This window comes from Derxia lacustris, from assembly GCF_002105195.1.
Taxonomy (GTDB): domain Bacteria; phylum Pseudomonadota; class Gammaproteobacteria; order Burkholderiales; family Burkholderiaceae_E; genus Derxia; species Derxia lacustris.
The window spans coordinates 81616-107450 of record NZ_MUHU01000025.1 but is presented as its reverse complement, the minus strand read 5'-3'; the positions used below and the strand labels follow the sequence as shown (position 1 = coordinate 107450).

Here is a 25835-nt window from a genome sequence, read left to right as displayed (position 1 = left end):
GGCACGGGCGTGGGTGGCGTGACGGCTCAGCGGACGGCTTGGGATTGGTCGAGCCACACGTCGAGGCCCTGGGCGTTCAGTTCGATGTCGTTGGCCAGCAGCGCCAGCACACCGGCGCGGTCGAGCGGCACGCCGTGCGCGAGCGCACGGTCGGCGTAGAGCGCGCCCAGACCGGCGCGCAGGCGGGCCGCGCGGTCGGGTGCGGTGCGCAGTTCGCGCGCGAGCGCGGCCATGGCCTCGACCTGCTCGACGAGCAGCGCGGCGACGGCCGGCACATTGCCCACCGCGCCGTAGTGCGTGGGCCGGATGCTAGTGACGGGCAGCGCCGCCAGACGCTCGATTGAGCGGCACATTTCGGCCGCATCGAACTGGATCGGGGTGCTGCTGGGCAGGGCCCAGGCACCGTTGGGGCCGTCGAATTCGCGGTAGGACACGCCGAAGGTGTCGCCGGTGAAGACGGTGGCACCGGCTTCGTCGAACAGGCAGAGGTGGTGGCGCGCATGGCCCGGCGTGTCGAGGCAGCGCAGCGGCCGGCCGGCCAGTTCGAGCACCGTGCCCTCGGTCGCCTCGACCACGCGCTCGGCCGGCACCGGCAGGATGCGGCCGTAGTCGCGCTCGACGGCGGCCGCGCCATAGACCTCGATGGCGCCGGCGACGAGGCGGGCCGGGTCGATCATGTGGCGCGCGCCGCGCGGATGCACCGCCAGCCGCGCCTGCGGCAGCGCCTGCATCAGCGCGCCGGCGCCGCCGGCATGGTCGAGATGCACATGCGTGAGCACCACCCAGTCGACATCGGCCGGCTCGAGCCCGGCGGCGGCCAGCCCGGCCAGCAGGCGCGGCACCGAATGCGTGGTGCCGGTATCGACGAAGGCCGCGCGGCCGCGCTCCACCACCAGATAGGCGGCATCGAAGGCCGGTCGGTAATAGCCGGTATCGAGCGTGACGATGCCGTGCGCGATGTCAGTCATGAGGGCGGTGACAGGGACTGGGAGCGACCGGCGCACCGGGCGTCGGACGACAGACGGATCGATACCCGGCAGCAGGGAAGTCGCGCTTATCGTCGGCGCAGACCAGCCGTAATGCATTCAGCTTGGGCCGGTCAAAGGCCGTCATTGGAGCGCACTCTTCGCATGAAAAAGACTGGTTTCATTCTCGCCCTCGGCATGGCTCTAGCCATCAGCCAGCCGACGAACGCAGCGCCTGCCGAGCCCGGCGCGCCCGACTCGACGGCCATCCGCAACGCCGGCGACCGCTGGCGCGAACTGGCCGGCAACGAGGTAGCAATCATCGCCGGCAGCGCGCTCGATTTCTCGGGGACGCTAGTAGGCGCCGACCAGCGGCAGCTTTGCGCCACCTCGGTGCTGGGCGCGCTGAGCAGCTTCGTGCCGTCCAAGGCCGAGCTGCCGGCCTACATCGCCCAGCTCAAGCGCTCGGGCTACAACATGGTCCGGTTCCACGCGGTGGACGGCTTTCTCATGGGCAAGGCCACGGCCGATTTCGATTTCGATCCGCAGCGGCTCGACGATTTCGACCGGCTGGTGGCCGAGCTGGGCAAGGCCGGCATCGGCGTGATGAGCGACATCCTCACGCTCGATTCGGGCGGCTACGGCAACGTGCCCAATCGCTGGAGCAGCAGCAAGCAGCTCAAGCTGCGGCTCAATCTCGACGATCCCGAGGCGCGCCAGCACTGGCAGACGCTGGTCGACAAGGTGTTCGCGCGGCGCAATCCCTATCTGGGCCATTCGCTGCTGGAGGATCCCAATCTCAAGCTGGTGGCGCTGGTCAACGAGGGCGGGATGGTCTTCACCTCGATCTTCAGCAAGGGCTTTCCGCAGCTGGTGCGGCCCAACTTCAACCAGTGGCTCGCCAAGAAGTACGGCGACGCCGACGGATTGCGCCGGGCCTGGAAGACCGAGGCCAAGGCCGGCGAGGATCCCAAGGCCGGCAGCGTCGAGCTGCCCGAGTACATGGCGCGCACCGTCAATCCGCGCAGCGAGGATTTCGCGCGCTACCTCACCGACCAGGAGCGCGGCACCTTCGGCTGGATGAGCGCCTATCTGCAAGGCAAGGGCTACAAGGGGCTCATCACCTCGATCAACAACGAGACGGCGGTGCAGAAGGCGGCGTCGCGCCAGGCGCTGAGCGCGGTCGATCTGCACATGTACAACGACCTGCCCGAGGGCTCGTTCGACACGCCGATGACGGTCAAGCACGCCAGCGTCTTCGACAACGACATCCAGTTCATCCGCTATCTGCTGCCGCAGCGCATCTGGGGCAAGCCGGTCTACGTGAGCGAGTTCGGCGACGTGTACTGGAACAAGAACCGGCGCGAGGGCAATGTGCTGTTCGGCGCCTATGCGGCGCTGCAAGGCTGGGACGGCATCTGCCAGTACGGCGAGAACGCGACCCAGCTGCGCTACGACATGCAGAAGAAGTTCGGCCGCTATTCGAGCCAGTACCCGGGCTATGTGTGGAGCGATCCGATCGCCGACGCGGCCGACCGCATGAATGCGCTGCTGTACCGGCGCGGCGACGTGAGCCCGGCGCGCAAGACGGTGGCGCTGATCTATCGCGAGGCCGGCGCGCTGCAAGGCTGGGTGCCCTATGTGCGCAATGTCGATCTGTCGGTGGCGCGGCTCGGCTTCATCAGCCGCATCGGCTATCTGCCCGAGGCCAATGTCGGCGCCGACAACCGGCCGACCGCCCAGGCCAAGGCGCCGACGCCCGATCTGCTGCTCGATCCGTTCGCCAATGCGGCCGACATGGCGCCGCCGGCGCGCGCGCAATTCATGATGAAGGGCGCGCAGAACGGCGCCTGGCTGGAGCGCGTCGCGCGGCTGCGCGAGGCCGGGCTGATCGAGAAGGCCAATCTCACCGATGCGGCGGCCGGCGTCATCGAGAGCGACACCGGCCAGATCGCGGTCGATCTGCCGGGCCATCGCGCGCGCATCGTCACGCCCAGGTCGGAGGTGCTGATGTTCCGCGACAAGGCCTTCGACGGCCGGTTTCTGCGCGTGACCGAGGCGACGCCCGAGCAGACCGTCGGCGTGTTCTCGGTCGACGGCACGCCGCTGGCGACGGCGAAGCGGCTGCTGCTGGTGCAGCTGACCGATGCGCGCCCGACCGACATGCGCTTCGCCGACCCGGACGCCAAGACCGTGACCAACTGGGGCCACTGGCCGATGCGGCTGCGCGGCGGGATTGCCGCGCTCAAGCTCGGCATCGATGGCGCGGGCTGGAAGCTGTATGCGCTCAATCTGGATGGCAGCCGGCGCGATGCGCGGCCGGTGGGCGCCGACGGCACGCTGCTGCTCGACAACCTGGCCGGCGACGGCGCGACCGTGTACTACGAACTGGTGCGCGACTGAGCGGCCGGCGTCATTCGCCGGTGGGCGGCGGCAGACCGTAGGACGGATTGCCGCCGCGCATGCCGGCGCCACGCATGCCGCCCGGGCCGTTGCGCGGGCCCGGATTGGCATCGGGCGGCAGGCCATTGAATTCGTTTTCCATCGGCTGCACGCCGCCGCCGATGGGGCCGGGCTGGCGTGCCTGCTGCGGACCGGGCCGGCCCTCGAAGGTGATGCTGCCGTCGCTGCCGACCGGCGTCGGCGGCTCGGAGATGGTGCGGGCCACGCCGCCACCGTCGCCCGACGGCACGCCGCTGTCGCCAGCCGGCGCGCGGGCGATGGCCACTTCGGCGCGCGCGCCGTTCTGCTCGAACACCACGCGCGTGGCATGCACCTCGACCAGCATCAGCCCCGGCGCCACGAACTGGCCGGCGCGATAGGCCCGCACCGGCTTGCCGTCGACGACCAGCGCGGCGATGCCGCCCGAGCCGCCTTCGCGCGGCGCGATGACGCCGGCGACCTGCACATTGGAAAGCGCCGTCGCCTGCACCGGCCCGCCGAACAGACGCGGCTGCGCGCCGCTGTCGAAGCTGGGCTGGATCGGCGGCGCCGGCAGCGCGACGATCGGCGCGAGCGGCGCGCGGAGTTGCACGAACCACCACGCGACGGCGGCGCAGAGCGCGGAAAAGGCCAGCAGATGAAGCAGGCCACGAAACAAAGCAGTCAGCATGATCGTGCGAGTATTGCACGCCGCTTCAAGCCCTCGGCGGCATCGATTTTCCACATTGCGGCCGGGTTCGGGCCGCCCAAGCCAACATCATGAAGCCCCAACATTTCCAGTCGCGCAGCCGCGGTTTCACGCTCATCGAGATCATGGTGGTCATCGTGATCCTCGGCATTCTCGCGGCGCTGGTCGTGCCCAAGGTCATCGGCCGTGCCGACGATGCGCGCATCACCGCCGCGCGCCAGGACATCGCCCAGGTGATGCAGGCGCTCAATCTCTACAAGCTCGACAACAGCCGCTATCCCACCCAGGAGCAGGGCCTCAAGGCGCTGGTGCAGAAGCCCACCAGCGGCCCGGCGCCGTCCAACTGGCGCAGCGGCGGCTATCTGTCCAAGCTGCCGGTCGATCCGTGGAAGACGCCCTATCAGTATCTGAATCCGGGCGTGCGCGGCGAACTCGACGTGTTCTCGTTCGGTGCCGACGGCAAGCCGGGCGGCAGCGAGATCGACGCCGACATCGGCTCCTGGGATCTCTGAGCCCGACCCGGTCGCGGCGCAGGCACATGGCAGTCGGGCGGGCGCGCGCACGCGGTTTCACGCTGATCGAGCTGATGCTGGTGGTGGTGCTGGCCGGCGTCATGCTCGCCATGGTCAGCATCGGCGCCTTCCCCGACGACCGCGCCCGGCTGCGCGAAGAGGCCGACCGGCTGGCCCAGCTCTGGACCATCGCGCAGGACGAGGCGGTGGTGCGCGGCGCGCCGGTGCTCTGGGAGGCCAGCACCGAGGGCTATGGCTTCTCGGTGCGCGACGGCCGGCGCTGGCGCCCGCTCGACCGCGACAACGCGCTGCGCCCGCGTCAATGGCAGCTTCAGCCGATGCGCGTGAGCATCGCCGGCCCGGCATTCAACGGTCCGCGCAACAGCGCGGTGCGCATCGAGTTCTCGCGCTCCTCGCTGTCCGAGCCGCTGGTGGTGGCGCTGCAATACGGCGCCGCCAGCGCGACGGTGCGCGGCGACGGCCTCGGCGGCTTCGCGGTCGACGAGGCGCCGCGATGAGCCGGCGCCTGCGGCCGCTGCCGCGCACCACCGGCTTCACGCTGGTCGAAGTGCTGGTCGCGCTGGTGATCGTGGGCGTGGCGCTCGGCGCCAGCCTGCGCGCGGTCGGCGGCATGGCGCGCCAGAACGAGGTGCTGCGCGCCAAGCTCTATGCCGGCTGGAGCGCCGGCAACCGCATCGCCGAGCTGCGCGCCGCGCGGGTCGCGCCCCAGCTCGGCCAGCGCAGCTTTGCCTGCCCGCAGGGCCGGCTGGCGCTGGTCTGCGACGAGGACATCCGCACCACCGGCAACCGCTACATGCGGCGGGTCGAGATCAGCGTCTACACCGACGCCAGCCGGCGCGAATGGCTCACCACCGTGTCGACCGTGCTGGCCAACGGGAGCGACATGTGAGCCGGCGCGGCTTCACCCTCATCGAGATGCTGGTCGCGATCGCCATCCTGGCGGTCATCTCGCTGCTGTCGTGGCGCGCCATCGATGCGGTGGTGCGGGCGCGCACCCAGCTCACCGAAGAACTCGCGCAGCAGCGCGGGCTGGAAGCGGTGTTCAGCCAGTTCGAGACCGATCTGCGGCTGGCCGCGCGCGACAGCGGCGCGATCACCTCGGTGGGCACGGCCAGCGCGCTGCCCGGCATCCTGTTCGGGCGCGGCGAGATCCGCGTGCTGCGCCAGGCGCCGGCGCCCGGTGGCGGCGCGCTGCGCTGGCAGTTCGTGCGCTACCGGCTGGCCGACGATGCGCTCTGGCGCGAGACCCGCGCCGTCGCCACGCCCGACGAGGCACGCCAGCTGGCCAGCGTGGCCGACTGGCCCGACGCCCAGCGTCAGCGGCTGCTGGCGCCGGTCAACTTCCTCGGCTTCCAGGTCTGGAACACCTCGCTCTGGGTCACGCCCGACGGCGATCTGCTGCGCCGGCTGCAACTGGCGCAATCGCTGGCGATGCAGCTGCCGGCCGAGATGAGCCAGCAGGGCAGCGCGGTGCGGCTGAGCATCGAGCTGGGCAATGGCGAGCGCTTCGAGCGCGCGGCGATGGTGCGCGAATGAGCGCGCCGCGCCGCCTTCGCATCCACGGCCGCCGGCCGGCGCGCGGCGTGGCCGTGGTCACCGCGCTGCTCATCGTGGCGCTGGCCACCATCGCCGTCAGCGGGCTGATGTGGCGCCAGCAGGTGCAGGCGCGCATGGTCGAGAACCATCTCGCGCTCGGCCAGGACCGCTGGCTGGCGCGCGCCGCCATCGACTGGGCCCGGCTGGTGCTCAAGGAAGACAACAAGAACGCCTACGACCATCTCGGCGAGGTCTGGGCCGTGCCCATCGCCGAGACCCGCATCGCCGACGCCCAGGGCACGCGCGACCGCGAAGCCTGGCTGGCCGGCGCCATCGCCGACGAGCAGGCCAAGTTCAATCTGCTCAACCTGGTCGATACCAAGGGCCAGCCCGACGCGGCCTGGATCGCGCGCTTCCAGCGCCTGCTCACGCTCGAAGGTTTGCCGGCCAGTCTGGCCAGCAGCGTGGCCAGTGCCTTGTCGGCCAGCCAGCCGGCCATCGACGGCAACGGCAACACCCGTGCCGCCACCCAGCTGCCCTGGCTGGTGGTCGACGATCTGGGCCGGCTGCCCAATGTGGATGCCGGCGTCATCGAGAAGCTGCGGCCCTTCGTCACCGTGCTGCCGCGCATGACGGCGGCCATCACCCAGGTCAACTGCAATACCGCGAGTGCCGAAGTGCTGCATGCAACAATCGACAACTACTCGGCTTCGGATGCCGCCCGGCTGGTCGCGCTGCGCCAGCGCACGCCCTTCGTGCAGACCAGCCAGTGCACGCTGGCCGACAAGGCGCCCGAGAACGCGGTGGCGCTCGACGTGAAATCGAGCTTCTTCCGCGTCACCGGCCGGGTCCGATACGAACGCGCGCTGCTGCTCACCGAGGCGCTCGTTTTCCGCGAAGGCGGCGCCACGCGCAGCACCCGCGTGCTCTGGAACCGCGAGGACTGAACCACATGGCCTTACTGCGTCTGCGCTTCGAAGCCGAAGCGGCCGAAGCCTGGGAACTGGGCGATCGGCCGCGATCGCCGTTCGACTTTTCGCTCGTCGAGCGCGGCGGCGCCACGCGCCGGGGCCGCGCCGAACTGGCCGATCTGCCGCTCGCCGACACGCTCGAAATCGTGCTGCCGGCGCGCGCCGCGCGGCTGCTGCGGCTCAAGCTGCCGCCGGTCAAGGCCTCGGTGCTGCGCCGCGTGCTGCCCAATCTCATCGAGGATTCGGTGATCGGCGACCCGGCCGACACCTTTGCCGCCGTGCTGCCCGGCATTGGCGCCGACGGCCTGCGCGAAGTCGCGGTGCTCGACCGGCGCTGGCTGCGCGCGGCCCAGCGGCTGGCCCAGCTGCGCGCCGCGCGCCGCGTGGTCGTCGTGACCGAAGCCATGCTCGCGCCGGCCGCGCCCTTCCTGGCGGTGGACGGCGCCGAAGCCTGGTTGCGCCATGCCGACGGCGTGCTGCCGTTCGCGCTCGATGCGGCCGGCGATCCGCCGCCGGCGCTGCGGCTCGCGGCGGCGCGGCTGCAGGCCGGGGCGGTCGGCAGCATCGATTGCGCCGGGCTCGATGCCGAGACCTGCGCGCGCTGGTCGGTGCAGCTCGGCATCACGCTCACGCCGGTGAGCTGGCACTGGTCCGAGGCGGCGCCGGCGCTGGCCGATGCCTCGCTGCTGCAATTCGAGTTTGCCGGCGGCACGCGCGGTGCCGGCGCGGCGCTGCGGCCCTGGCGCTGGGCCATCGGCCTGGCCGCCGCCGCCGTGCTGGTCTGGACCGCCGGCCTCAATGCCGACTGGTGGCGGCTGACCCAGGCCAGGCACCAGATCGCCGACCGCATGGAAGCCGACTTTCACGCTGCCTTCCCCGAGGTGCCGCTGGTGGCCGAGCCGGTGCTGCTGGCGCGCCGGCAGGTGCAGCTGGCCAGCACGCGCGGCCAGGATCGCTACCTTGAATTGAGCACCGCGCTGGCCGCGCTGCTGCCGCCCAACGACGTCAACGGCAGCTTGCGCACGCTGAGCTTCAGCGCCGGCACGCTGCGCGCCAGTCTGGCGCCGGCCGCCGTGCCCATGCTCGACGGCATGTTGCAGGCGCTGCGCGCGGCCGGCTTCGACGCCTCGGCCGAGCCGCAGAACGATGGCGGTCAGCAGCTGGTGCTGCGCAAGCGGGAGGCGTCATGAGCGCTCGACTCAAGATCGCGGCGCTCGATGCCGCGCGCGCCAACTTCGATGCGCGCTGGGCCGCGCTGGCGCCGCGCGAGCGCCGCATCGTCGCGCTCGGCGCGGTCGCGGTGGCGCTGGCGCTGTTCTGGTCGCTGCTGGTCGATCCGGCGCTGGCCGGCCGGGCGCGCGCGCTGCGCGATCTGCCGCGCCTGCAGGCCGAGGCCAGCGAGGTGGCCGGCATCGCCGCCAATCCGCCGCAGACCGTGCGCAATCTGCAAGCCGAAGGGCCGCTGCGTCCGGCGGTCGAGCAGGCGGTGCAGGAAAGCGGCCTGCGCGCCGAAATCACGCAGAACGCGGCCGGCGTGCTGGTCGTCAAGTTCACCGAGACGCCGTATCCGGCCATCGCCGACTGGCTGGCCCGCATCGCCAGCGACAACGGCGCCACCATCGAGAGCGCGGCGGTCAGCGCGGTCGAGGGCAAGGCCGGCGCCGGCGGCAAGGTGAATGCCGAATTCACGCTGCGCCGATGAGCTGCCCGCGCCGCCAGCCCACAGCCTTCCCGGCCCGGCCGCGCCGCGCCGCGCAGGTGCGCGCATGAAGCTGCGCCTCGCGCTCCGGCTGCTGGCCTTTGCATTTGCGGGGCTGCTCGGCCTGCTCGCGGGTGCGCTGCCGGCGCTGCCGGCGGCCTGGCTCGGGCAGGCGCTGGCACTGGGTTCGGGCGGCCGCGCGCTGCTGCTCGAAACCGCCGGCACGGTCTGGCACGGCAGCGGCCGTCCGGCGCTGCGCAGCGGCGGCCAGACCGACGAGGAAAGCATCCGCGCCTTCCCCGGCGCGGTGGAATGGCGCTTTGCCGGGCTGGCGCTGGCGCCGCTGCGGCTGCGGCTGGCGTTGAGCGGGGCAGCGGTCTTCCCCACGCCGGTGCTGCTCGAAGTGGGCCTGGCCGGGCCGCTGTCGCTGTCGGCCGGCCGACTGCTGCTGCCGGTCGAGGTGCTCGAAGGCATCGGCGCGCCGTTCAACACGCTGCGGCTCGGCGGCCGGCTCGAAGCCGGCTGGGATGCGCTCGGCTGGACCGGCGGCCTGCCGCAAGGCCCGCTGCGGCTGGAGTGGCGCGATGCGCGCTCGGCCGTGTCGGCGGTGGCGCCGCTCGGCAGCTACCGGCTCGATGCGCGGCCCGACGGCAACGGCGGCTTCGCGCTCGCCCTGGTCACGCTGCAAGGCCCGCTCAGCCTCAATGGCAACGGCCGCTGGCAGCCCAACGGTCGCTTCGGCTTCACTGGCCGCGCCTCGGCTGCGGCCGACCGCAGCGCCCAACTGCAACCCTTGATGAACCTGCTCGGCCCGTCCAGCAACGACGGCGTCGCGCTCCGGATCGGAAGCCCATGAGACATCCCGCCGCCACGATCGCCGCCGCCATTTCCGCCGCGTTCAACGGGCGCAGCCTTGCGGTGCTGGCGCTGGTCGCGCCGTTTGCCGCCGGTCTGCCCGAGGCCGCCGCGCGCGAAACCCATGCGTCGGCGTCGCATGCCGCCGGTCCGGCCAAGGCCGGTCAGCGCACCGCGCCCGCCACCGCCCGTCCGGCCGCCGCCCGCAAGACATCCGCCAGCAAGACCGCAGCCGCGCAATCCGTCCGCACCGCTCCGGCGGCCCGGATACCTCATGCCAAGACAGTGACGAAGACGCCCCCCGCCAAGCCCGCCGCCCATCCCGTCCACCGTGCCGATGCCGTCCTGCCCGCCGAGGGCGCGGCGCCGGCCGTCTCGCTTGCCGCGCTGGCGGCCGGTGCCGGCAGCGGCCCGCGCTTCAGCGACGGGCCATCGGGCGTCAGCGCCGTGCCCGCGCCGGGCGCCGGCGGCCGGCTGGTGCGCGCCGCCGCGCGCGGCGTGGCCGCTGCCGCGCTTGCCACGTCGGCGCTGGCCGGCACGCCGGCGGCACTGGCCGCGCCGGCCGCCACCGCGCCGGCGCAGAGCGATCTGGTGTCGCTCAACTTCGTCAACGCCGATCTCGATGCCGTGGTCGGCGCCATCGGCCAGATGACCAACCGCACCTTCATCGTCGATCCGCGCGTGCGCGGGCAGGTGACGCTGGCGACGCCCAATCCGGTGCCGCGCGCCGAGGCCTATCGCATGCTGCTGTCTGTGCTGAGGCTGCAAGGCTTTGCAGTGGTCGAGGACGGCGCCTATGCCAAGGTGCTGCCCGAGGCCGACGCCAAGCTGCAAAGCGGGCCGGTGGCCGGGCTGACGCCGGGCAATCGCGGCGATCAGGTGGTGACGCAGATCTTCCGGCTCAACTACGAGTCGGCCAGCGCGATGGTGCCGGTGCTGCGGCCGCTCATCAGCCCCAACAACACCATCACCGCCTACCCGTCGAACAACTCGCTGGTGATTACCGATTACGCGGAAAACATCCGCCGCATCGAACGCATCATCGCCAACGTCGACGTGCCGGCCGCCGCCGAGCTGGAAGTGATTCCGCTCAAGTACGGCCTGGCGGTCGACATGGCGGCGCTGCTCACCCGCATGCTCGACGACAGCCAGCGCGGCGGTCAGACCGATCCGGGCCAGAAGGTGACGATCATGGCCGACCAGCGCAGCAATGCGCTGCTGCTGCGCGCCAGCAGCAAGGCGCGCGCCGACAGCGTGCGCAGCCTGGTCGCCAAGCTCGACATCCCGAGCGCCGGCAAGGGCAACATCAATGTGGTCTATCTCAAGAATGCCGATGCGGTGCGGCTGGCAGCCACGCTGCGCTCGATCATCACCGCCGACGGTTCGAGCGCGGGCGGCCAGACCGGCAGCAGCGGCAGCAGCTTTCTGTCGAGCGGCAGTGGCAGCGGTGGCAGCGCAAGCGGCGGCAGTGGCGGCATCGGCGGCAATACCGGCGGGCTGGGCGGCAACAGCGGCGGCAGCAGCGGATCGGGCTTTGGCGGCAGTTCGGGCGGCAGCAGCGGCAGCGGTTTTGGCAGCAGCAGCTCGTCGTCGGGCTTTGGCTCGTCGTCGTCGGGCAGCAGCCAGCAGGGCGGCATCGTGCAGGCCGATCCGGCGACCAACACGCTCATCATCACCGCGCCGGAGCCGATCTATCGCAACCTGCGCGACATCATCGAGAAGCTCGATGCGCGCCGCGCGCAGGTCTACATCGAGGCGCTGATCGTCGAGGTGTCGGCGGACAAGTCGGCCGAATTCGGCATCCAGTGGCAGGACCTGTCGGGTCTCAACGGCAGCGGCACCAACGTGATCGGCGGCACCAACTTCGGCAGCAGCGGCACCAACATCCTGACCGCCGCCGCCAACGTGGCGAGCGTGGGCCAGGGGCTGAACCTGGGCCTCGTGCGCGGCACCATCACCATCGCCGGCACCACGTACACCAACTTTGGCCTGCTGGCGCGCGCGCTCGAGACCAACACCAATGCCAACGTGCTGTCCACGCCCAATCTGCTCACGCTCGACAACGAGGAAGCCAAGATCGTCGTGGGCCAGAACGTGCCCTTCATCACCGGCCAGTACAGCAACTCCAGCAGCACCAGCTCCAGCAGCGGCACGTCCACGGTCAATCCGTTCCAGACCATCGAGCGCAAGGACGTGGGCCTGACGCTGCATGTCAAGCCGGCGGTGTCCGAGGGCGGCGGCGTGCGCATGCAGATTCACCAGGAAGTGTCGAACGTGGTGAGCACCTCGCTGGCGGCCGGGATCATCACCAACACGCGCCAGATCGATTCGAGCGTGGTGGTCGACGATGGCCAGATCATCGTGCTGGGCGGCCTGGTGCAGGACGAGATCACCGACTCGGTGAGCAAGGTGCCGCTGCTCGGCGACATCCCCTACCTGGGCGCGCTGTTCCGCTACAGCAACCGCGAGCGCAAGAAGACCAATCTGATGGTGTTCCTGCGGCCGCGCATCATCCGCAACCTCGTCGATTCGCAGAGCGTGACGGTGGACCGCTACGACTACATGCGGGTGCGCACCTCCGAGCAGCAGCCGGCGCCGAGCTTCATCCTGCCCGACACGCGCGGCATGCAGATGCCGGCGCTCGACGGCAGCTTCACGATCAAGTCGCCGGCCATGCTGATGCAGCCCGCACCCGGCGATGCGCGCACGCCCGAGAGCGCGATCACGCCGCAGGGCGGTGGCGCCAATGCCGCCGGCCAGCCGAGCCAGAAGATCGCGCCGACCCAGCCGCAATGACGGCGCGGACCTCGCCTCGCATCCAGGGAATCACGCCATGAGCAGCACCGACAGCCTCGTCGCCGATACCGCCAGCACCGCGACGCTGGCTTCGCTGGCCACCGGCGACAGCCCGGCCGCCACGCCAGCGCCGGCCGAGAACGCGCGCCAGCTGCCCTATGCCTTCGCGCGCGACGCGAAGCTGGCGCTGGTGGCGCGCGACGGCTTGCCGACCGAGTTGTGGATTTGCGCCGAGACCGATCCCGATGCGCTCGCCGAGGTGACGCGCCGGCTCGGCGCGCTGCCCACGGCCTGGAAGACCGCGCCCGAGGTCGAGACCGCGCTGCGCACCGCCTACGCGCAGATCGACGGCGAGGCCGCGCGCATCGTCGACGAGGCCGAGGCCGATGTGGACATCACGCGGCTGTTGCAGGACATCCCGGCGGTCGAGGATTTGCTGGAGGTCGAGGACGACGCGCCGATCATCCGCATGATCAACGCGCTGCTCACGCAGGCGTCGCGCGACGGCGCGAGCGACATCCACATCGAGCCCTTCGAGCAGAACTCGGTGGTGCGCTTTCGCATCGACGGCACGCTGCGCGACATCGCGCGGCCACGGCGGGCGCTGCATGCGGCGCTCATCAGCCGCATCAAGATCATGGCCCAGCTCGACATCGCCGAAAAACGCCTGCCGCAGGACGGCCGCATCACGCTGCGCGTGGCCGGCAAGCCGGTGGACGTGCGCGTGAGCACGCTGCCCACCGGCCACGGCGAACGCGCCGTGCTGCGTCTGCTCGACAAGGAAGCCGGCCGGCTCGACCTCGGCAAGCTGGGCATGGCGCCCGACACGCTCGCCACCTTCGACCGGCTGGTGAAGCAGCCGCACGGAATCATTCTGGTGACCGGCCCGACCGGCTCGGGCAAGACCACCACGCTCTATGCCGCGATGCAGCGGCTGGATGCGAGCACCACCAACATCATGACGGTCGAGGATCCGATCGAGTACGACCTGCCCGGCATCGGCCAGACCCAGGTGAATGCGCGCATCGACATGAGCTTTGGCAAGGCGCTGCGGGCCATCCTGCGGCAGGACCCGGACGTCATCATGATCGGCGAGATCCGCGATCTGGAGACGGCGCAGATCGCGGTCCAGGCCTCGCTCACCGGCCATCTGGTGCTGGCCACGCTGCACACCAACGACTCGGCGAGCGCGATCACGCGGCTGGCCGACATGGGCGTCGAGCCCTTCCTGCTCAGCTCGACCGTGCTGGGCGTGATGGCGCAGCGGCTGATCCGGCGCCTGTGCCCGCACTGCAAGAAGCCCGAGACCGTCGACGGCCGGCAGGTGTGGCGCGCCGTGGGCTGCGAGCGCTGCCATCGCAGCGGCTACATCGGCCGCTCGGGCATCTACGAGCTGCTGGTCATCGACGAGGAGCAGCGCGGCCTGATCCACAACGCCGCCAACGAGCTCGAAATCCGCCGGCTCGGCCTGCGCAGCGGCATGCGCAGCATGCGTGACGACGGCCAGCGCTGGATCGACAGCGGCGCCACCTCGATCGAGGAAGTGGTGCGGGTCACGCGCGACTGAAATCGCGGCTCGCCCGATCGGGCGATGCATTTCACCTGCCGCCGCTCGGAGATTTTCCGGGTTGTGGTTGGGCAGAATTCCGTGGCAATTGGCAGCACTTCGCCGAAGTTGCGCTTGTGAATGCCTACATGCAGACGATTTCGTCCGATGGGCGCAGCGCCGTCCCGTCACGCGGAAGCGAGGCCTGCCCCAGGCGTGGGAGCTTGGCGCGGTCTGTGAAACTTTCGATTTCGGCGCGTGCAGGGCAAGGCTGCGTCGCCGTATGGGCGCGGCAAAGTATCGGTACGGCATCCCGCAGGTCTTCGGTGCCCCACCTATCGATCCTAGAAAAAATGCCCATGTCCAGCCGCGCCCCTGCCTCTCGCCCCGGTACCGCTCCGCTGCGCCAGGTGCGCTGGTGGGTTTTCATCGTGCTGGGGCTGGCGCTGGGCTGGCTGCTGCACGAATTCGCCGCCGGGCCGGTCACCGGCGTCGGGCCGCTGCCGGTCGATCTGGTGGTCGGGCTGGCCGATGCCGGGCAGTACCTGCTGCCGCTGTTCTGCGCCGTGCTCGCCGGGCTGTCGGTGCGCCAGGTGGCGCCGGCGCCGGCGCGCAGTCCGGCGCGCAACGGCGGTCTGCCCGATTTCAGCGTGATCGAGCCGCTGCTGCTGATCGCGCTGGCGCAGCGCGGCTTCATGTCGGCGCCCGACCAGCCCGAGGCGGCGCCGGCCGATGCGCTGCCGATCGATCTGCCCGATGCGCGGCTGCTGCGTCCGGACGGCGAGCTCTATCTGCTGCGCTGGCGCCATCTGGCCGACCGGCGCGTCGGCGCGAGCGCCATCGGCGACCTGTTCGCGGCGATGCAGGCGACCGGCGCGCGCGGCGCCTTCCTGGTGACCAGCGGCGGCTTCACGCGCGAGGCCTGCGCCATCATCGGCGAGCGCGAGCTGCACCTGGTGGACGGCGTGCGGATGATGCGGTGGATCGAGGGCGTGCGCGGCGCGCGGCCCGAAGCCGGCACGGTGCACGAAAGCCTGCGCCGCGTCGTTCCGGCCGGCGATGTGGCCACGGCCGTGGCGGTGGCGGCGCGCAACGGGCGCGGCGGTGGCAGTTCGGGGCCGGCCACGCGCATGGGCCTGCCGGCCGGCGCGGTGATGTCGAGCGTGACGGCGCGGCGCGCGCTGTAGCGCGCTAGAGCCGGCGCAGGCTGGCCATCAGCGCATCGCGGTCGGCGCCGGTCGCCACCTCGTCGACCACGCGGCGCAGCAGATCGGACCAGCCGTGCGCATTGGCCTGGGCCCGCCGGATGACGATGGCGGCGACCGGCCCCATCTGCGCAGTGATGGCCAGCCGCAGGCGGTCGAGCCGCTCGGGCGTGATCGCATCCTCGTCGGCCGGCGTGGCGGCTGCCGTGCCGGTGCTGCCGGTGCCGGTCGCGGTCCGGCGTGAGTCGGCGCCGCTGCGCGGCATGCCGCTCAGCCGGGCCAGGAATGCCGTCCGCGCGGCACTGTCGAGACTGCCGGCCAGCTGGCGCGCCAGCTCGGCCAGATCGGCGCTGTGGCGCGCCGCATTGCGTACCAGCGTGCGCGCGACCGGGCCGATCGCCTCGGTCAGCGCGAGCTCGGCGCGCGCCAGTTCGTCGTCGCTCAGGCCGCCGCTCGCCGGCGTCCAGGTTGGCTGGGCCGCCGGGCCGGTGGTCGGCGCGCGCGTCGGCACGATCACCGCATCGCCATCGGCGGCCTGGCGCAGCGCGCTGCGGAAGGCGGCGGCGCTCGAATAGCGCCGGTCCGGATCGCGCGCGATGGCCTTGAGCGCAATCGCGTCGTAGCGCGCATCGCGGCCGGGCGGCGTCAGCAGCCGGCTCGGCGGCGGCGGCGTCTCGTTGAGCAGCTTGTAGAGGATGTTTTCCGGCGTGCCGCGAAACGGCGCCCGGCCGCAGAGCATGCGGTACAGCAGCACGCCGGCGCCGAACACGTCGGTCACCGGCCCGACCGGCGCGCCCGAGTACTGCTCGGGCGCCATGTAGCCCGGCGTGCCCACCTGGGTCGCGGTCGGCGCGCCGTTGCCGGCGATGCGCGCGATGCCGAAGTCGGTCACCTTGATCTGGCGCTGCGGCGTGTCGATGAGATTGCCGGGCTTGATGTCGCGGTGCAGCACGCCCGCGCGATGGGCGCAGTCGAGCGCGCCGAGCAGCTGGTCCATCACCCGCAACGTGGCCTGCTCGCCCGGCACCGGAATGGCGTCGAGGATCTGCGCCAGCGTGCGGCCCTCGATGTGCTCCATCACGATGAAGGCGTGGTCGCCGTCCTGGCCGTACTCGTGGATGGCCACGATGCCCGGATGCGACAGCCGGCCGACGGCGCGCGCCTCGTTGAGAAAGCGCTCGGCCGCGCCCGGCGTGCGGGCGCTGGCGCGCAGCGTCTTGATCGCCACCGTGCGGCCGATGTCGGGATCGACGGCGCGGTACACCACGCCCATCGCGCCCTCGCCGATCAGGCCGATGACGGTGTACTTGCCGAGTCGTGCGGGCAGGTTCATGGCCGGCTCAGCGTTCCAGCAGCTTCATCGCATGCACCAGGCTGCGCCGCATGCGCGCCACCGAGGCCGCCAGCACGCCGATCTCGTCGCGCGCGCGGAACTCGAAGTCGGCCACGTCCAGCTCGCCCATGCTCACCCGGTCGGCCACCGCCGACAGCCGGCTCACCGGCCGGATCACCATCCAGTACAGCATCAGGTTGAGCGTGAGGCCGATGGCCACGAACATCGCCGCCAGCAGCGCCAGCACCACCTGAAAGGCGTGATCGGCGCGCGCCAGCGGCACCGACATCGGCACCGACACGATGCGTGCGCCGACCACCTCGTTGAACTGCCAGCCAAAGCCGTTCACGCCGCCGTACTGCTCGACCAGCGAGCGCGGCGCCGCCGCCGGCGTGCTGTGGCAGCGCAGACAGGCCGCGTCGGTGATGCGGATCGGGCGCGCCACATAGAGCGAGCGGCCGGTCGGCGTGCCGCGTTCGCCGACCGCCTCGTCGGGCGCATCGTCCTGGCGAAAGCGCTGGATCACGTCGGCCTCCCAGTCGCGCGCGTGATCGCGCGGATTGGTCGGATTGAGCGTGGCCGGCTTGTAGGCGTATTCGGGGCGCAGCTTGCCGATCGCATTCACCACCTCGAACGACGAGTAGGACGGCACCGACTGCGGCAGGAAGTGGTCTTCCATCTGCGCGACCAGCAGCGGCGCAATCTGCGTCGAGGTGTAGCCGGCCACCGCCACCGCCGATTCCATGATGAGGCGGCCGCGATCCAGCACCTCGTCCTTGGCGTTTTCCTGCAGCAGATTGCGCGCGACCACCGCCGACAGCGCGAAGCCGGCGGCGAACACCAGCAGGAACACGAGATTGAACTTGAGCAGCAGCTTCATGGCATGACCTGGGAAAGGCGTTGCCCGCAGGGCCGCGCGGTAAGGAAAGGAGCCCGAGCGTTCTCCTGCGGCATCGATTTGCCTAGGTGGCTTGAATTGAACATTTGCGCCAGTTTGCCAAGCGCATCACACGAATGGGCGGCACATCTTGCGTTAGTCGCTTGCGTCCGGCAGAGCGATGGCTTCCACACCGACAGCGCCGGCCGCGTCTTTCGCGCAGGCTGGCGCGCTCGACTTCCCTTGCGATTGCCGCCATGAACCGACTTCCGTCCGTCCTTTCTGCCGTGCTGCTGCTGGCGCTGGCTGCGCCGGCCGGCGCCGATACCGCCCGTCTGCCGGTGAGTGCCGGCATGGGGCCCGATCCCCAGCTGCCGGCGCCGGTGCGCTCGCTGATCCCCACCGTCAACATCGCGCCGGCGCGCGGCTGGCCGGCCAATGGCAAGCCGCAGGCCGCGACCGGGCTGGCGGTCACGCGCTTCGCCGACGGCCTCGACCATCCGCGCTGGCTGCTGGTGCTGCCCAACGGCGATGTGCTGGTGGCCGAGACCAACGCCCCGGCCAAGCCCGAGGACGGCAAGGGCCTGCGCGGCTGGGCCATGAAGCAGGTGATGAAGCGCGCCGGCGCCGGCGTGCAAAGCCCCAACCGCATCGTGCTGCTGCGCGATGGCGACGGCGACGGCCGCGCCGAGGTCAAGCAGACGCTGATCGAGGGCATCAACTCGCCGTTCGGCATGGCGCTGGCGGGCGGCAAGCTCTATGTCGCCGCCAGCGATGCGCTGCTGGTGTTTCCGTTCCAGCCGGGGCAGACGAGCCTCGATCCGGCCAGCGGCCGCACGCTCGCCGACCTGCCGGCCGGCCCCATCAACCATCACTGGACCAAGAACGTGATTGCCAGCCGCGACGGCAGCAAGCTCTACGTGACCAGCGGCTCCAACAGCAACGTGGCCGAGAACGGCATGGAGGCCGAGCGCGAGCGCGCCGCCATCCTGGAGATCGACGCCGCCACCGGCGCGACCCGGGTGTTCGCCTCGGGCCTGCGCAATCCCAACGGACTGGCCTGGCAGCCCGACACCGGCGCACTCTGGACCGCCGTCAACGAGCGCGACGAACTCGGCAGCGATCTGGTGCCCGACTACATGACCTCGGTGCAGGACGGCGGCTTCTACGGCTGGCCCTACAGCTATTACGGCCAGCATGTGGACGACCGGGTGCAGCCGCCGCGCCCCGACCTCGTCGCCAAGGCCATCAAGCCCGACTACGCGCTCGGGCCGCATACCGCGTCGCTGGGCCTGGCATGGTCGGGCGGCAACCGGCTGCCGCCGGCGTTTGCGCAGGGCATGTTCGTGGGCCAGCACGGCTCGTGGAACCGCCAGCCGCGCTCGGGCTACAAGGTCATCTTCGTGCCGTTCAAGGACGGCCAGCCGGCCGGTGCGGCGCTGGATGTGCTGACCGGCTTCGTCGACGAGGACGGCGATGCGCAAGGCCGGCCGGTGGGCGTGGCCATCGCGCGCGACGGCGCGCTGCTGGTGGCCGACGACGTGGGCAATGTGGTGTGGCGCGTCAGCGCCGAGGGCGCCAGTCAGGCGCGCCGCTGAGGCCGGCGCGCCGGCGCCGCCTGCAAGCGTTCCGGCCGGCGCGCCAATCGCGCTAACGTCGCGCCTCCGCCCAAAGCAAGCGACACCGCATGAACTCCATCGTCTTTCTCGACCGCGACAGCCTGCCGGCCCGGGTGCGTCGCCCGGCCTTCGCCCACGACTGGCGCGACTATCCCAACACCGCGCCGCACGATGTGGCCGAGCGCCTGAGCGGCGCCACCGTCGCCATCACCAACAAGGTCCGCATCGATGCGGCGGCGCTCGCCGCGCTGCCCGACCTCAAGATGATCGCCATCGCCGCCACCGGCACCGACAACGTCGATCTGGCCGAATGCAACCGGCGCGGCATCGTGGTGAGCAACATCCGCGACTACGCGCTGGCCGCCGTGCCCGAGCATGTGTTCGCGCTGATGCTGGCGCTGCGCCGCAATCTGCTGGCCTATCGCGCCGAGGTCGAGGCCGGCACCTGGTCCAAGAGCGACCGCTTCTGCGCCATCACCCATCCGATCCACGATCTGGCCGGCGCGACGCTCGGGCTGATCGGCTTTGGCGGGCTCGGGCGCGCGGTGGCCGATCTGGCGCTGGCCTTCGGCATGAAGGTGCTGGTGCACAACCGCAGCATCAAGCCCGAGCCGGGCATCGAGTTCACCACGCTCGACGAGCTGCTGGAGCGCAGCGACGTGGTGAGCCTGCATGTGATGCAGACCGCCGAGACGCGCGGCCTGATGGGCCGGGCGCAGTTCGCGCGCATGAAGCCGGGCGCGCTGTTCATCAACACCGCGCGCGGCGGACTGGTCGATGAAGCCGCGCTGATCGAGGCGCTGGAAAGCGGCCATCTCGGCGGCGCCGGCCTGGATGTGGTGAGCACCGAGCCGCCGCCGGCCGATCTGCCGCTGCTGGCGCTGCGCCGGCCCAATCTGCTCATCACGCCGCATGTGGCCTGGGCCAGCGACGAGGCGATGCAGGGGCTGGCCGATCAGCTCATCGACAACATCGAGGCCTGGGAGGCCGGCCGGCCGCGCAATCTGGTGGCCTGCTGAGCCGCGCGCTCAGCCCTGGCCGCCGAGCCGGAACACCGTCAGCGCCTCGGCCAGCCGCGCCGCCTGCAACTTGAGGCTTTCGGCGGCGGCGGCGGTCTGCTCGACCAGCGCGGCGTTCTGCTGCGTGGCCTGATCGAGCTGGCTGACGGCCATGTTGATCTGGCCGATGCCGCTGTCCTGCTCGCCGATGGCGCTGCTGATCTCGGCCACCAGATCGTTGACGCGGCGCACCTGGGTCACCACCTCGCCGATGGTGCCGCCGGCCTCGCCGACGATGGCATTGCCGGCATCGACGCGGGCATTGCTGTCGAGGATGAGCGACTTGATCTCGCGCGCCGCCTCGGCGCTGCGCTGGGCCAGCACCCGGACCTCGCTGGCCACCACGGCAAAGCCGCGGCCCTGGTCGCCGGCGCGCGCCGCCTCCACCGCCGCATTGAGCGCGAGGATGTTGGTCTGGAAGGCGATGCCGTCGATCACGCCGATGATGTCGCCGATGCGCCGGCTGGCGGTCTGGATGTCGTTCATGGTGGCGACCACGCGCGCCACCGCATCGCCGCCGCGCAGCGCCGCATCCGAGGTGCCGCTGGCCAGCCGCTCGGCCTGACGCGCGCTGTCGGCGCTGCTGCGCACGCTGCCGGTCATCTCTTCCATCGAGGCGGCGGTCTGCTCGAGGCTGGCGGCCTGCGATTCGGTGCGCGCCGACAGGTCGGCATTGCCGGTGGCGATCTCGGACGAGGCCAGCGCGATGGCGTCGGTGCCGTTGCGCACCTCGCGCACCAGGGTGCTGAGCTTGTCGGTCATGCCGCCGAGCGCGCGCAGCAGATGGCCGAGTTCGTCGTTGCGGTCGCTGGCCGGCGCGCGGCCCAGATCGCCGCCGGCGACGCGTTCGGCGACCGCCACCGCCTCGGCGAGCGGCGCGGTGATCGAGCGGGTGATGACGAGGGTGGCCAGCACGCCGAGCGCCAGCGCCGCCAGCGTGCCGACGGTGAGCATGAGCTTGATCTGCGCATAGCTCTCGCGCGAACGCGCCAGCCGTTCCTCGCCGATCTTCTGGTTGTGCGCGTTCCAGGCGGCGATGTGGTCGCGCAGCTTGTTGAACACCGCGCGGCTGTCGTAGAGGTGGGTCTGGCGGGCGCCGGCCAGGTCGCCGGCGTCGGCCAGCGCCAGCACCTTGTCCTGCAACGGCCAGTAGGCGCTGGCGCCGTCGCGCACCGCCTGCCAGAGCCGGCGGTCGTCGGCGTCGCTGACGGTCTTTTCGTAGCCGGCCAGCAGCGACTCGGTCTCGGCGCGGCGTTCGAGCAGGTTCTTGCGCAGGCGGGCGTGCTCGTCGCCCTCGACGATGAGGTACTGGCCTTCAATGGTGCGGCCGGCGCGGATGCGTTCGAGCGCATCGCCGATGACGCGGACCGACGGGATCAGGTTGTCGGCGAAGTACTCGGTGTTCTCGTGCAGCCGCCCGGTGAGGGCGATGGCGGTGGCGGCGAGGCCGAGCAGCATCGCCAGCAGCAGTGCGAAGGCCCCGCCGAGGCGGTGGCCGACTTTGAGGTTCTTGAGCATGGGGTGTCCGTGAGGCGGCCGTGGCGCTGGATACCGCAAGCCTCGCAGGCGGCGCTTTTGCCCGATCGCGGGAAAACCGTGGCTCCATCCCCGCAAGCAGCGCGAACCCGCTCCGCCCGCAGGGGCATCGGGACGGCGCGTGCCGCGCTCAGCCGCCGGCCGGCGGCCCGGCCTTGAGCGGCGCCGCCAGCGCCGCGCCCTGCTGGCTCCAGAACGACGGATCGGCGGCCTCGATGCGCAGGATGGCGTTGTTCATGTGCCGGCTCGCGGCGTCGCGGGCGCGCGCGGGCTCGCCGGCGGCGATGCCGAGCAGGATCGCCTCGTGCTCGCTGCGCACGGCGGTCGCGAAGTCGTGCCGGCGCGCCTCGTTGGCGCGCGTGACCCGGGTGGCGCCGTGCAAAAACTGGCGCATGTACTGGAGCGTGGAGATGAGGAAGGGATTGCGCGCGGTGTCGGCGATGGCGCGGTGAAAGGCCACGTCCTCGTCGACGCCGTCATGGCCGGCGGCGACTGCCGCGTCGATGGCGGCAAACGCCTGCTCCAGCCGCGCGATGTCGGCCGGCACGCGGCGCGCGGCGGCCAGCGCCGCCACTTCGGCTTCGAGCGCGCGGCGCACCTCGGCGATCTGCACCACGGCTTCGCGGCTCGCCACCACCTCGGGATCGAAGCGCAGCGGCATGGTGTCGGCGGCCAGCACGAACACGCCGCTGCCCTGGCGCGACTCGACCAGCCCGAGCGACTTGAGGCGCGAGATCGCCTCGCGCAGCACGGTGCGGCTGACGGCGAACTGCTCGACCAGATGCGGCTCGGATGGCAGCTTGTCGCCGGCCTTGAGATTGCCCTCGGTGATCTCGCGGATCAGCACTTCGGCGACCTGGTCGGAAAGCTTGGCGGCACTGCGGACGGGCGCAAACATGGGACTGCCTTGGGGCGGAAGGGAAAGGGGCGGGCGGCGGGAAGCCCGCCGGTCGTCATGCCGGATTATCCCTTCCGCCACGGCCAGGCCCGGCGCTCAGCCCGCGGCGCGGTCGCGCAGGTACTGGCCGACGATGGCGCCGAAGCTCGCATCGGGCAGCAGGCCCAGCGCCGCCGCGCGCGGGCTGGCGATGCGCGCCGGCCAGCCGCCGACGATGCGCTCGATGGCCGGATCGCGCTGGTGCTTCACATGCGCCAGCGCCGCCTCGCCGCCGAAGTGCGCGAGCGCGTCGAGCATTTCACCGACCGTGACCGTGAGCGCCGGCAGGTTGAGCGCGGTGCGCCCGCCGAGCGCCTCGCGCGGCGCCTCGGCCACGGCCAGGATGCCGGCCAGCGTGCTGTCGGGCGAGGCCAGCGCCACGGCGGTCTCGCGCGGCACCGGGCACACGCTGTCGAGCCCGGCGAGCGGCTCGCGCACCAGCCCCGACAGAAAGCCCGAGGCGGCGCCATTGGGCTTGCCGGGCCGGATCGCCACCGTCATCAGCCGCGCGGCGCGGCCGTCGATGAAGCCCTTGCGCGTGTAGTCGGCCACCAGCTGCTCGCAGACGAACTTGTGGATGCCGTAGCTCGACTGCGGCGTGGGCAGCGTGCGGTCGTCGACCACGGCGGGCAGCGGCAGGCCGGGATCGTTGCCGAACACCGCGACCGAGCTGGAGAAGAACAGCAGCGGCACCGTGCCGTCGCGCTGGCCCACGGCGCGCAGCCCGTCGAGCAGCTGGCGCGTGGCATCGAGATTGGCGTGCAGGCCCAGCTCGAAGTCGGCCTCGCATTCGGCCGACACCGCCGACGCCAGATGGAACACGGCATCGACCGGGCCGGCCAGCAGTTGCGGCAGCCGGTCGGGCAGGTCGCCGGTGTCGATGGCGATGCGGTGGTCGTCGAGCAGCGCCGGATCGGTCGGCGCGCGCAGGTCGGCGAGCGTGATGCGCTCGATGGCGGCACCGCGAAAGCTGCCGCGCGCGAGCAGCGCCCGCGCCAGTCGCGCGCCCAGAAAGCCGGCGCCGCCGGTGATGACGAGGTTCATCGCGCGATCCCTTCGGCCCGCAGCGCGCGCAGCCAGCCCAGGCCTTCGGAGGTGTCGGCGCGCGGGCGGTATTCGCAGCCGATCCAGCCGTCGTAGCCGAGCCGGTCCAGCTCGCGGAACAGCCACGGATAGTTGAGGTCGCCCTCGTCAGGCTCGTTGCGCGCCGGCACGCCGGCAATCTGCAAGTGCGCGACGCGGCCGGTCGGCAGCAGCGCGCGCAGCTTTGCCGTGATGTCGCCCTCGACGATCTGGCAGTGGTAGAGGTCCATCTGCACCTTGAGGTTGGCGGCGCCGGTCTCCAGGCAGATGGCGTGGGCCTCGTCCTGGCGGTTGATGAAATAGCCGGGGATGTCGCGGGTGTTGATCGGCTCCATCAGCACATCGCGCCTGACGGTCGCGGCCTGCTCGGCGGCCCAGGCCAGATTGGCCACGTAGACGGCGCGGCGGCGCGCGTGCTCGGCGGCATCGGCGCCGGCGGGCAGCAGGCCGGCCATCACATGGATGCGCGGGCAGTCGAGCACCAGCGCGTACTCCAGCGCGATGGCGAAGGCGCGGCGGAATTCATCCTCGCGGCCGGGCAGGCTGGCGATGCCGCGCTCGCCGGCATCCCAGTCGCCGGGCGGCGCGTTGAACAGCACCTGCTTCAGGCCGTGGTCGCGCAGCAGCACGGCCAGATCGCCGGCCGGCGCCACGTAGGGGAACAGGTATTCCACGGCGGCAAAGCCGTCGCGCGCCGCCGCGGCAAAGCGGTCGAGGAAGGCGTGCTCGGTGTACATCATCGAAAGGTTGGCGGCGAAGTTGGCCACGGACGGCTCCTTGCGAAAGGGATGAGGAGAGGCGCGCCCGGCCAACGCGGGCCGGGGCTGCAAAGGTTTGCAATCAGCGGTTGACTAGCTTGGCCGGCACGCGCGAGACCGCCACCGCGCCGAGGATCAGGCTGCCGGCCAGCACATACATGCCGCTGGCGGTCGAGCCGGTCAGATCCTTGAGATAGCCGACGGCAAACGGCGCCACGAAGCCGGCCAGATTGCCGACCGAGTTGATCGCCGCAATCCCGGCCGCCGCCGCCGTGCCACCCAGAAAGGCGGTGGGCAGCGACCAGAACAGCGGCGCGCAGCTCAGCGCCCCGCCGGCCGCCATCGACAGCGCGATCAGCGACACCACGGTATTGCCGGTGAACGAGGCGGCGAGTGCAAAGCCGGCGGCGGCGACGGTGGCCGGAACCATCAGATGCCAGCGCCGTTCGCGCTGGCTGTCGGCGCTGCGGCCGAGCAGGTTCATCGCGAAGATCGCCACGATGAAGGGAATCGCGCTGACCAGACCGATCATGAAATTGCCCTGCACGCCGGTGCTCTTGATGAAGGTCGGCATCCAGAAGGTGAGGCCGTACTGGCCCATCACGAAGCAGAAGTAGATGAGGCTCATGTGCCAGAGGCGCGGGTCGCGCAGCACCGACAGCGAATGCTCGGCGACGACCTTGTGCCTGCTGTCCTCGGCGACTTCATGCGCCACCACTTTCTTCTCGTCGTCGGTCAGCCACTTGGCCTTGGCCACCGAATTGTCGAGATAGAACAGCACCGCAATGCCGACCAGCACCGCCGGGATCGCCTCGATGATGAACAGCCATTGCCAGCCGGCATAGCCGGCCGTGCCGCCGAAGGCATCCATGATCCAGCCCGACAGCGGATTGCCGAAGATGCCCGACACCGGGATCGCCGACATGAACATCGCGACGATCTTGGCGCGCCGGTGCGACGGGTACCAGTAGGTGAGGTACAGGATGATGCCGGGGTAGAAGCCGGCCTCGGTCAGCCCGAGCACGAAGCGCAGCACGTAGAACATCGTGGGCGACGACACGAAGGCAAAGGCCGCCGAGACGAAGCCCCAGGTAATCATGATCCGCGCGATCCAGAGCTTGGCGCCGACCCGATGCAGGATGAGGTTGCTCGGCACCTCGAACAGGAAATAGCCGAGGAAGAACACGCCGGCGCCGAGGCCGAAGATGGTCTCGCTGAAGCCAAGCGCCTGCGACATCTGAAGCTTGGCGAAGCCGACATTCACGCGGTCGAGATAGGCGACCACGTAGCACAGCATGATGAACGGGACGATGCGCCAGCTGACCTTGCGGAACACGCGGTCGCTGGCTTCGGTCGCGACCGGAAGATCGATCGCGCGGGCGGTTGTACTCATGGTTA

At 71.1% G+C, this 25835-nt stretch carries 23 protein-coding genes; 14 read left to right on the top strand and 9 right to left on the bottom strand.

The features are described 5' to 3' along the window. Positions 1-26 precede the first annotated feature (26 nt). Positions 27-968 (bottom strand): MBL fold metallo-hydrolase, encoded by a 942-nt coding sequence (locus B9P64_RS16550; RefSeq protein ID WP_085317128.1) that lies wholly within the window; start codon positions 966-968, stop codon positions 27-29. Between the two features lie 195 nt (positions 969-1163). Between B9P64_RS16550 and B9P64_RS16545 the strand changes: the two genes are divergently transcribed. Next, entirely contained in the window at positions 1164-3368 is a 2205-nt protein-coding gene (locus tag B9P64_RS16545) for a beta-galactosidase (protein WP_085317127.1), read from the top strand. A gap of 10 nt (positions 3369-3378) precedes the next feature. Here the strand turns inward: B9P64_RS16545 and B9P64_RS16540 are convergent, their stop codons facing one another. Beyond that, positions 3379-4077, bottom strand: a complete 699-nt coding sequence (locus B9P64_RS16540; RefSeq protein ID WP_085317126.1) for a hypothetical protein — start codon at positions 4075-4077, stop codon at positions 3379-3381. A gap of 89 nt (positions 4078-4166) precedes the next feature. Here B9P64_RS16540 and gspG point away from each other — a divergent pair, with 89 nt between their 5' ends. The 11 genes from gspG to B9P64_RS16485 all read left to right on the top strand — a co-directional run bounded on the left by gspG (position 4167) and on the right by B9P64_RS16485 (position 15218). Then, positions 4167-4607 carry a type II secretion system major pseudopilin GspG gene (gene gspG / locus B9P64_RS16535; RefSeq protein ID WP_085317125.1) on the top strand — a complete coding sequence of 147 codons (441 nt, stop codon included), beginning with the start codon at positions 4167-4169 and terminating at the stop codon, positions 4605-4607. 26 nt (positions 4608-4633) lie between these two features. Next, positions 4634-5125: a GspH/FimT family pseudopilin gene (locus tag B9P64_RS16530; protein ID WP_085317124.1), complete on the top strand. Its 492-nt coding sequence runs from the start codon at positions 4634-4636 to the stop codon at positions 5123-5125. Further along, complete coding sequence (gspI, locus tag B9P64_RS16525) at positions 5122-5517, top strand: type II secretion system minor pseudopilin GspI (RefSeq protein ID WP_085317123.1); 396 nt, start codon at positions 5122-5124, stop codon at positions 5515-5517. Before B9P64_RS16530 ends, gspI begins: the two co-directional genes overlap by 4 nt. Further along, positions 5514-6164 (top strand): PulJ/GspJ family protein, encoded by a 651-nt coding sequence (locus tag B9P64_RS27035; protein WP_235840019.1) that lies wholly within the window; start codon positions 5514-5516, stop codon positions 6162-6164. The genes gspI and B9P64_RS27035 overlap by 4 nt, the downstream gene beginning before the upstream one ends. Continuing rightward, entirely contained in the window at positions 6161-7111 is a 951-nt protein-coding gene (gene gspK / locus B9P64_RS16515; RefSeq protein ID WP_085317121.1) for a type II secretion system minor pseudopilin GspK, read from the top strand. Before B9P64_RS27035 ends, gspK begins: the two co-directional genes overlap by 4 nt. Positions 7112-7116: 5 nt before the next feature. Beyond that, complete coding sequence (gene gspL, locus B9P64_RS16510) at positions 7117-8325, top strand: type II secretion system protein GspL (RefSeq protein ID WP_085317120.1); 1209 nt, start codon at positions 7117-7119, stop codon at positions 8323-8325. After that, a complete protein-coding gene (gene gspM, locus B9P64_RS16505; RefSeq protein WP_085317119.1) occupies positions 8322-8837 on the top strand; it encodes a type II secretion system protein GspM in 516 nt (171 codons plus the stop codon). The genes gspL and gspM overlap by 4 nt, the downstream gene beginning before the upstream one ends. 64 nt (positions 8838-8901) lie before the next feature. Then, a complete protein-coding gene (gene gspN / locus B9P64_RS16500; RefSeq protein WP_176256858.1) occupies positions 8902-9690 on the top strand; it encodes a type II secretion system protein N in 789 nt (262 codons plus the stop codon). Continuing rightward, entirely contained in the window at positions 9687-12485 is a 2799-nt protein-coding gene (gene gspD / locus B9P64_RS16495) for a type II secretion system secretin GspD (RefSeq protein ID WP_085317117.1), read from the top strand. Before gspN ends, gspD begins: the two co-directional genes overlap by 4 nt. 37 nt (positions 12486-12522) lie before the next feature. Beyond that, on the top strand, positions 12523-14052 hold the full coding sequence (gene gspE, locus B9P64_RS16490) for a type II secretion system ATPase GspE (protein ID WP_085317116.1): 1530 nt from the start codon (positions 12523-12525) through the stop codon (positions 14050-14052). A 338-nt stretch (positions 14053-14390) separates the two neighbouring features. Continuing rightward, complete coding sequence (locus B9P64_RS16485; RefSeq protein WP_139826350.1) at positions 14391-15218, top strand: restriction endonuclease; 828 nt, start codon at positions 14391-14393, stop codon at positions 15216-15218. Between the two features lie 4 nt (positions 15219-15222). Here the strand turns inward: B9P64_RS16485 and B9P64_RS16480 are convergent, their stop codons facing one another. Both B9P64_RS16480 and B9P64_RS16475 read right to left on the bottom strand, forming a co-directional pair. Beyond that, positions 15223-16569 (bottom strand): serine/threonine-protein kinase, encoded by a 1347-nt coding sequence (locus B9P64_RS16480; protein ID WP_085317114.1) that lies wholly within the window; start codon positions 16567-16569, stop codon positions 15223-15225. 7 nt (positions 16570-16576) lie between these two features. Continuing rightward, entirely contained in the window at positions 16577-17449 is an 873-nt protein-coding gene (locus B9P64_RS16475) for a Tll0287-like domain-containing protein (protein ID WP_085317113.1), read from the bottom strand. 254 nt (positions 17450-17703) lie between these two features. Here B9P64_RS16475 and B9P64_RS16470 point away from each other — a divergent pair, with 254 nt between their 5' ends. After that, a complete protein-coding gene (locus tag B9P64_RS16470) occupies positions 17704-19044 on the top strand; it encodes a PQQ-dependent sugar dehydrogenase (protein WP_085317112.1) in 1341 nt (446 codons plus the stop codon). 89 nt (positions 19045-19133) lie between these two features. Then, entirely contained in the window at positions 19134-20084 is a 951-nt protein-coding gene (locus B9P64_RS16465) for a D-2-hydroxyacid dehydrogenase (RefSeq protein ID WP_085317111.1), read from the top strand. A gap of 9 nt (positions 20085-20093) precedes the next feature. On the opposite strand, the gene B9P64_RS16460 is transcribed toward B9P64_RS16465, so the two are convergent. From B9P64_RS16460 to B9P64_RS16440, 5 genes are all read right to left on the bottom strand, one after another. Next, positions 20094-21641 carry a methyl-accepting chemotaxis protein gene (locus tag B9P64_RS16460; RefSeq protein ID WP_085317110.1) on the bottom strand — a complete coding sequence of 516 codons (1548 nt, stop codon included), beginning with the start codon at positions 21639-21641 and terminating at the stop codon, positions 20094-20096. 148 nt (positions 21642-21789) lie between these two features. Continuing rightward, complete coding sequence (locus B9P64_RS16455) at positions 21790-22557, bottom strand: FadR/GntR family transcriptional regulator (protein WP_085317109.1); 768 nt, start codon at positions 22555-22557, stop codon at positions 21790-21792. Positions 22558-22653: 96 nt separating this feature from the next. After that, positions 22654-23640 carry a D-erythronate dehydrogenase gene (gene denD / locus B9P64_RS16450; RefSeq protein WP_085317108.1) on the bottom strand — a complete coding sequence of 329 codons (987 nt, stop codon included), beginning with the start codon at positions 23638-23640 and terminating at the stop codon, positions 22654-22656. Continuing rightward, entirely contained in the window at positions 23637-24446 is an 810-nt protein-coding gene (gene otnI / locus B9P64_RS16445; RefSeq protein ID WP_139826349.1) for a 2-oxo-tetronate isomerase, read from the bottom strand. Before otnI ends, denD begins: the two co-directional genes overlap by 4 nt. A gap of 73 nt (positions 24447-24519) precedes the next feature. Then, entirely contained in the window at positions 24520-25830 is a 1311-nt protein-coding gene (locus tag B9P64_RS16440) for an MFS transporter (protein ID WP_085317107.1), read from the bottom strand. Positions 25831-25835: the final 5 nt, after the last annotated feature.

What these genes read in the sequence shown, in the direction of transcription:
- B9P64_RS16550 (WP_085317128.1), bottom strand. Translation starts at nt 968, where the DNA reads ATGACTGACATCGCGCACGGCATCGTCACGCTCGATACCGGCTATTAC.
- B9P64_RS16545 (WP_085317127.1), top strand. Translation starts at nt 1,164, where the DNA reads ATGGCTCTAGCCATCAGCCAGCCGACGAACGCAGCGCCTGCCGAGCCC.
- B9P64_RS16540 (WP_085317126.1), bottom strand. Translation starts at nt 4,077, where the DNA reads ATGCTGACTGCTTTGTTTCGTGGCCTGCTTCATCTGCTGGCCTTTTCC.
- gspG (WP_085317125.1), top strand. Translation starts at nt 4,167, where the DNA reads ATGAAGCCCCAACATTTCCAGTCGCGCAGCCGCGGTTTCACGCTCATC.
- B9P64_RS16530 (WP_085317124.1), top strand. Translation starts at nt 4,634, where the DNA reads ATGGCAGTCGGGCGGGCGCGCGCACGCGGTTTCACGCTGATCGAGCTG.
- gspI (WP_085317123.1), top strand. Translation starts at nt 5,122, where the DNA reads ATGAGCCGGCGCCTGCGGCCGCTGCCGCGCACCACCGGCTTCACGCTG.
- gspK (WP_085317121.1), top strand. Translation starts at nt 6,161, where the DNA reads ATGAGCGCGCCGCGCCGCCTTCGCATCCACGGCCGCCGGCCGGCGCGC.
- gspL (WP_085317120.1), top strand. Translation starts at nt 7,117, where the DNA reads ATGGCCTTACTGCGTCTGCGCTTCGAAGCCGAAGCGGCCGAAGCCTGG.
- gspM (WP_085317119.1), top strand. Translation starts at nt 8,322, where the DNA reads ATGAGCGCTCGACTCAAGATCGCGGCGCTCGATGCCGCGCGCGCCAAC.
- gspN (WP_176256858.1), top strand. Translation starts at nt 8,902, where the DNA reads ATGAAGCTGCGCCTCGCGCTCCGGCTGCTGGCCTTTGCATTTGCGGGG.
- gspD (WP_085317117.1), top strand. Translation starts at nt 9,687, where the DNA reads ATGAGACATCCCGCCGCCACGATCGCCGCCGCCATTTCCGCCGCGTTC.
- gspE (WP_085317116.1), top strand. Translation starts at nt 12,523, where the DNA reads ATGAGCAGCACCGACAGCCTCGTCGCCGATACCGCCAGCACCGCGACG.
- B9P64_RS16485 (WP_139826350.1), top strand. Translation starts at nt 14,391, where the DNA reads ATGTCCAGCCGCGCCCCTGCCTCTCGCCCCGGTACCGCTCCGCTGCGC.
- B9P64_RS16480 (WP_085317114.1), bottom strand. Translation starts at nt 16,569, where the DNA reads ATGAACCTGCCCGCACGACTCGGCAAGTACACCGTCATCGGCCTGATC.
- B9P64_RS16475 (WP_085317113.1), bottom strand. Translation starts at nt 17,449, where the DNA reads ATGAAGCTGCTGCTCAAGTTCAATCTCGTGTTCCTGCTGGTGTTCGCC.
- B9P64_RS16470 (WP_085317112.1), top strand. Translation starts at nt 17,704, where the DNA reads ATGAACCGACTTCCGTCCGTCCTTTCTGCCGTGCTGCTGCTGGCGCTG.
- B9P64_RS16465 (WP_085317111.1), top strand. Translation starts at nt 19,134, where the DNA reads ATGAACTCCATCGTCTTTCTCGACCGCGACAGCCTGCCGGCCCGGGTG.
- B9P64_RS16460 (WP_085317110.1), bottom strand. Translation starts at nt 21,641, where the DNA reads ATGCTCAAGAACCTCAAAGTCGGCCACCGCCTCGGCGGGGCCTTCGCA.
- B9P64_RS16455 (WP_085317109.1), bottom strand. Translation starts at nt 22,557, where the DNA reads ATGTTTGCGCCCGTCCGCAGTGCCGCCAAGCTTTCCGACCAGGTCGCC.
- denD (WP_085317108.1), bottom strand. Translation starts at nt 23,640, where the DNA reads ATGAACCTCGTCATCACCGGCGGCGCCGGCTTTCTGGGCGCGCGACTG.
- B9P64_RS16440 (WP_085317107.1), bottom strand. Translation starts at nt 25,830, where the DNA reads ATGAGTACAACCGCCCGCGCGATCGATCTTCCGGTCGCGACCGAAGCC.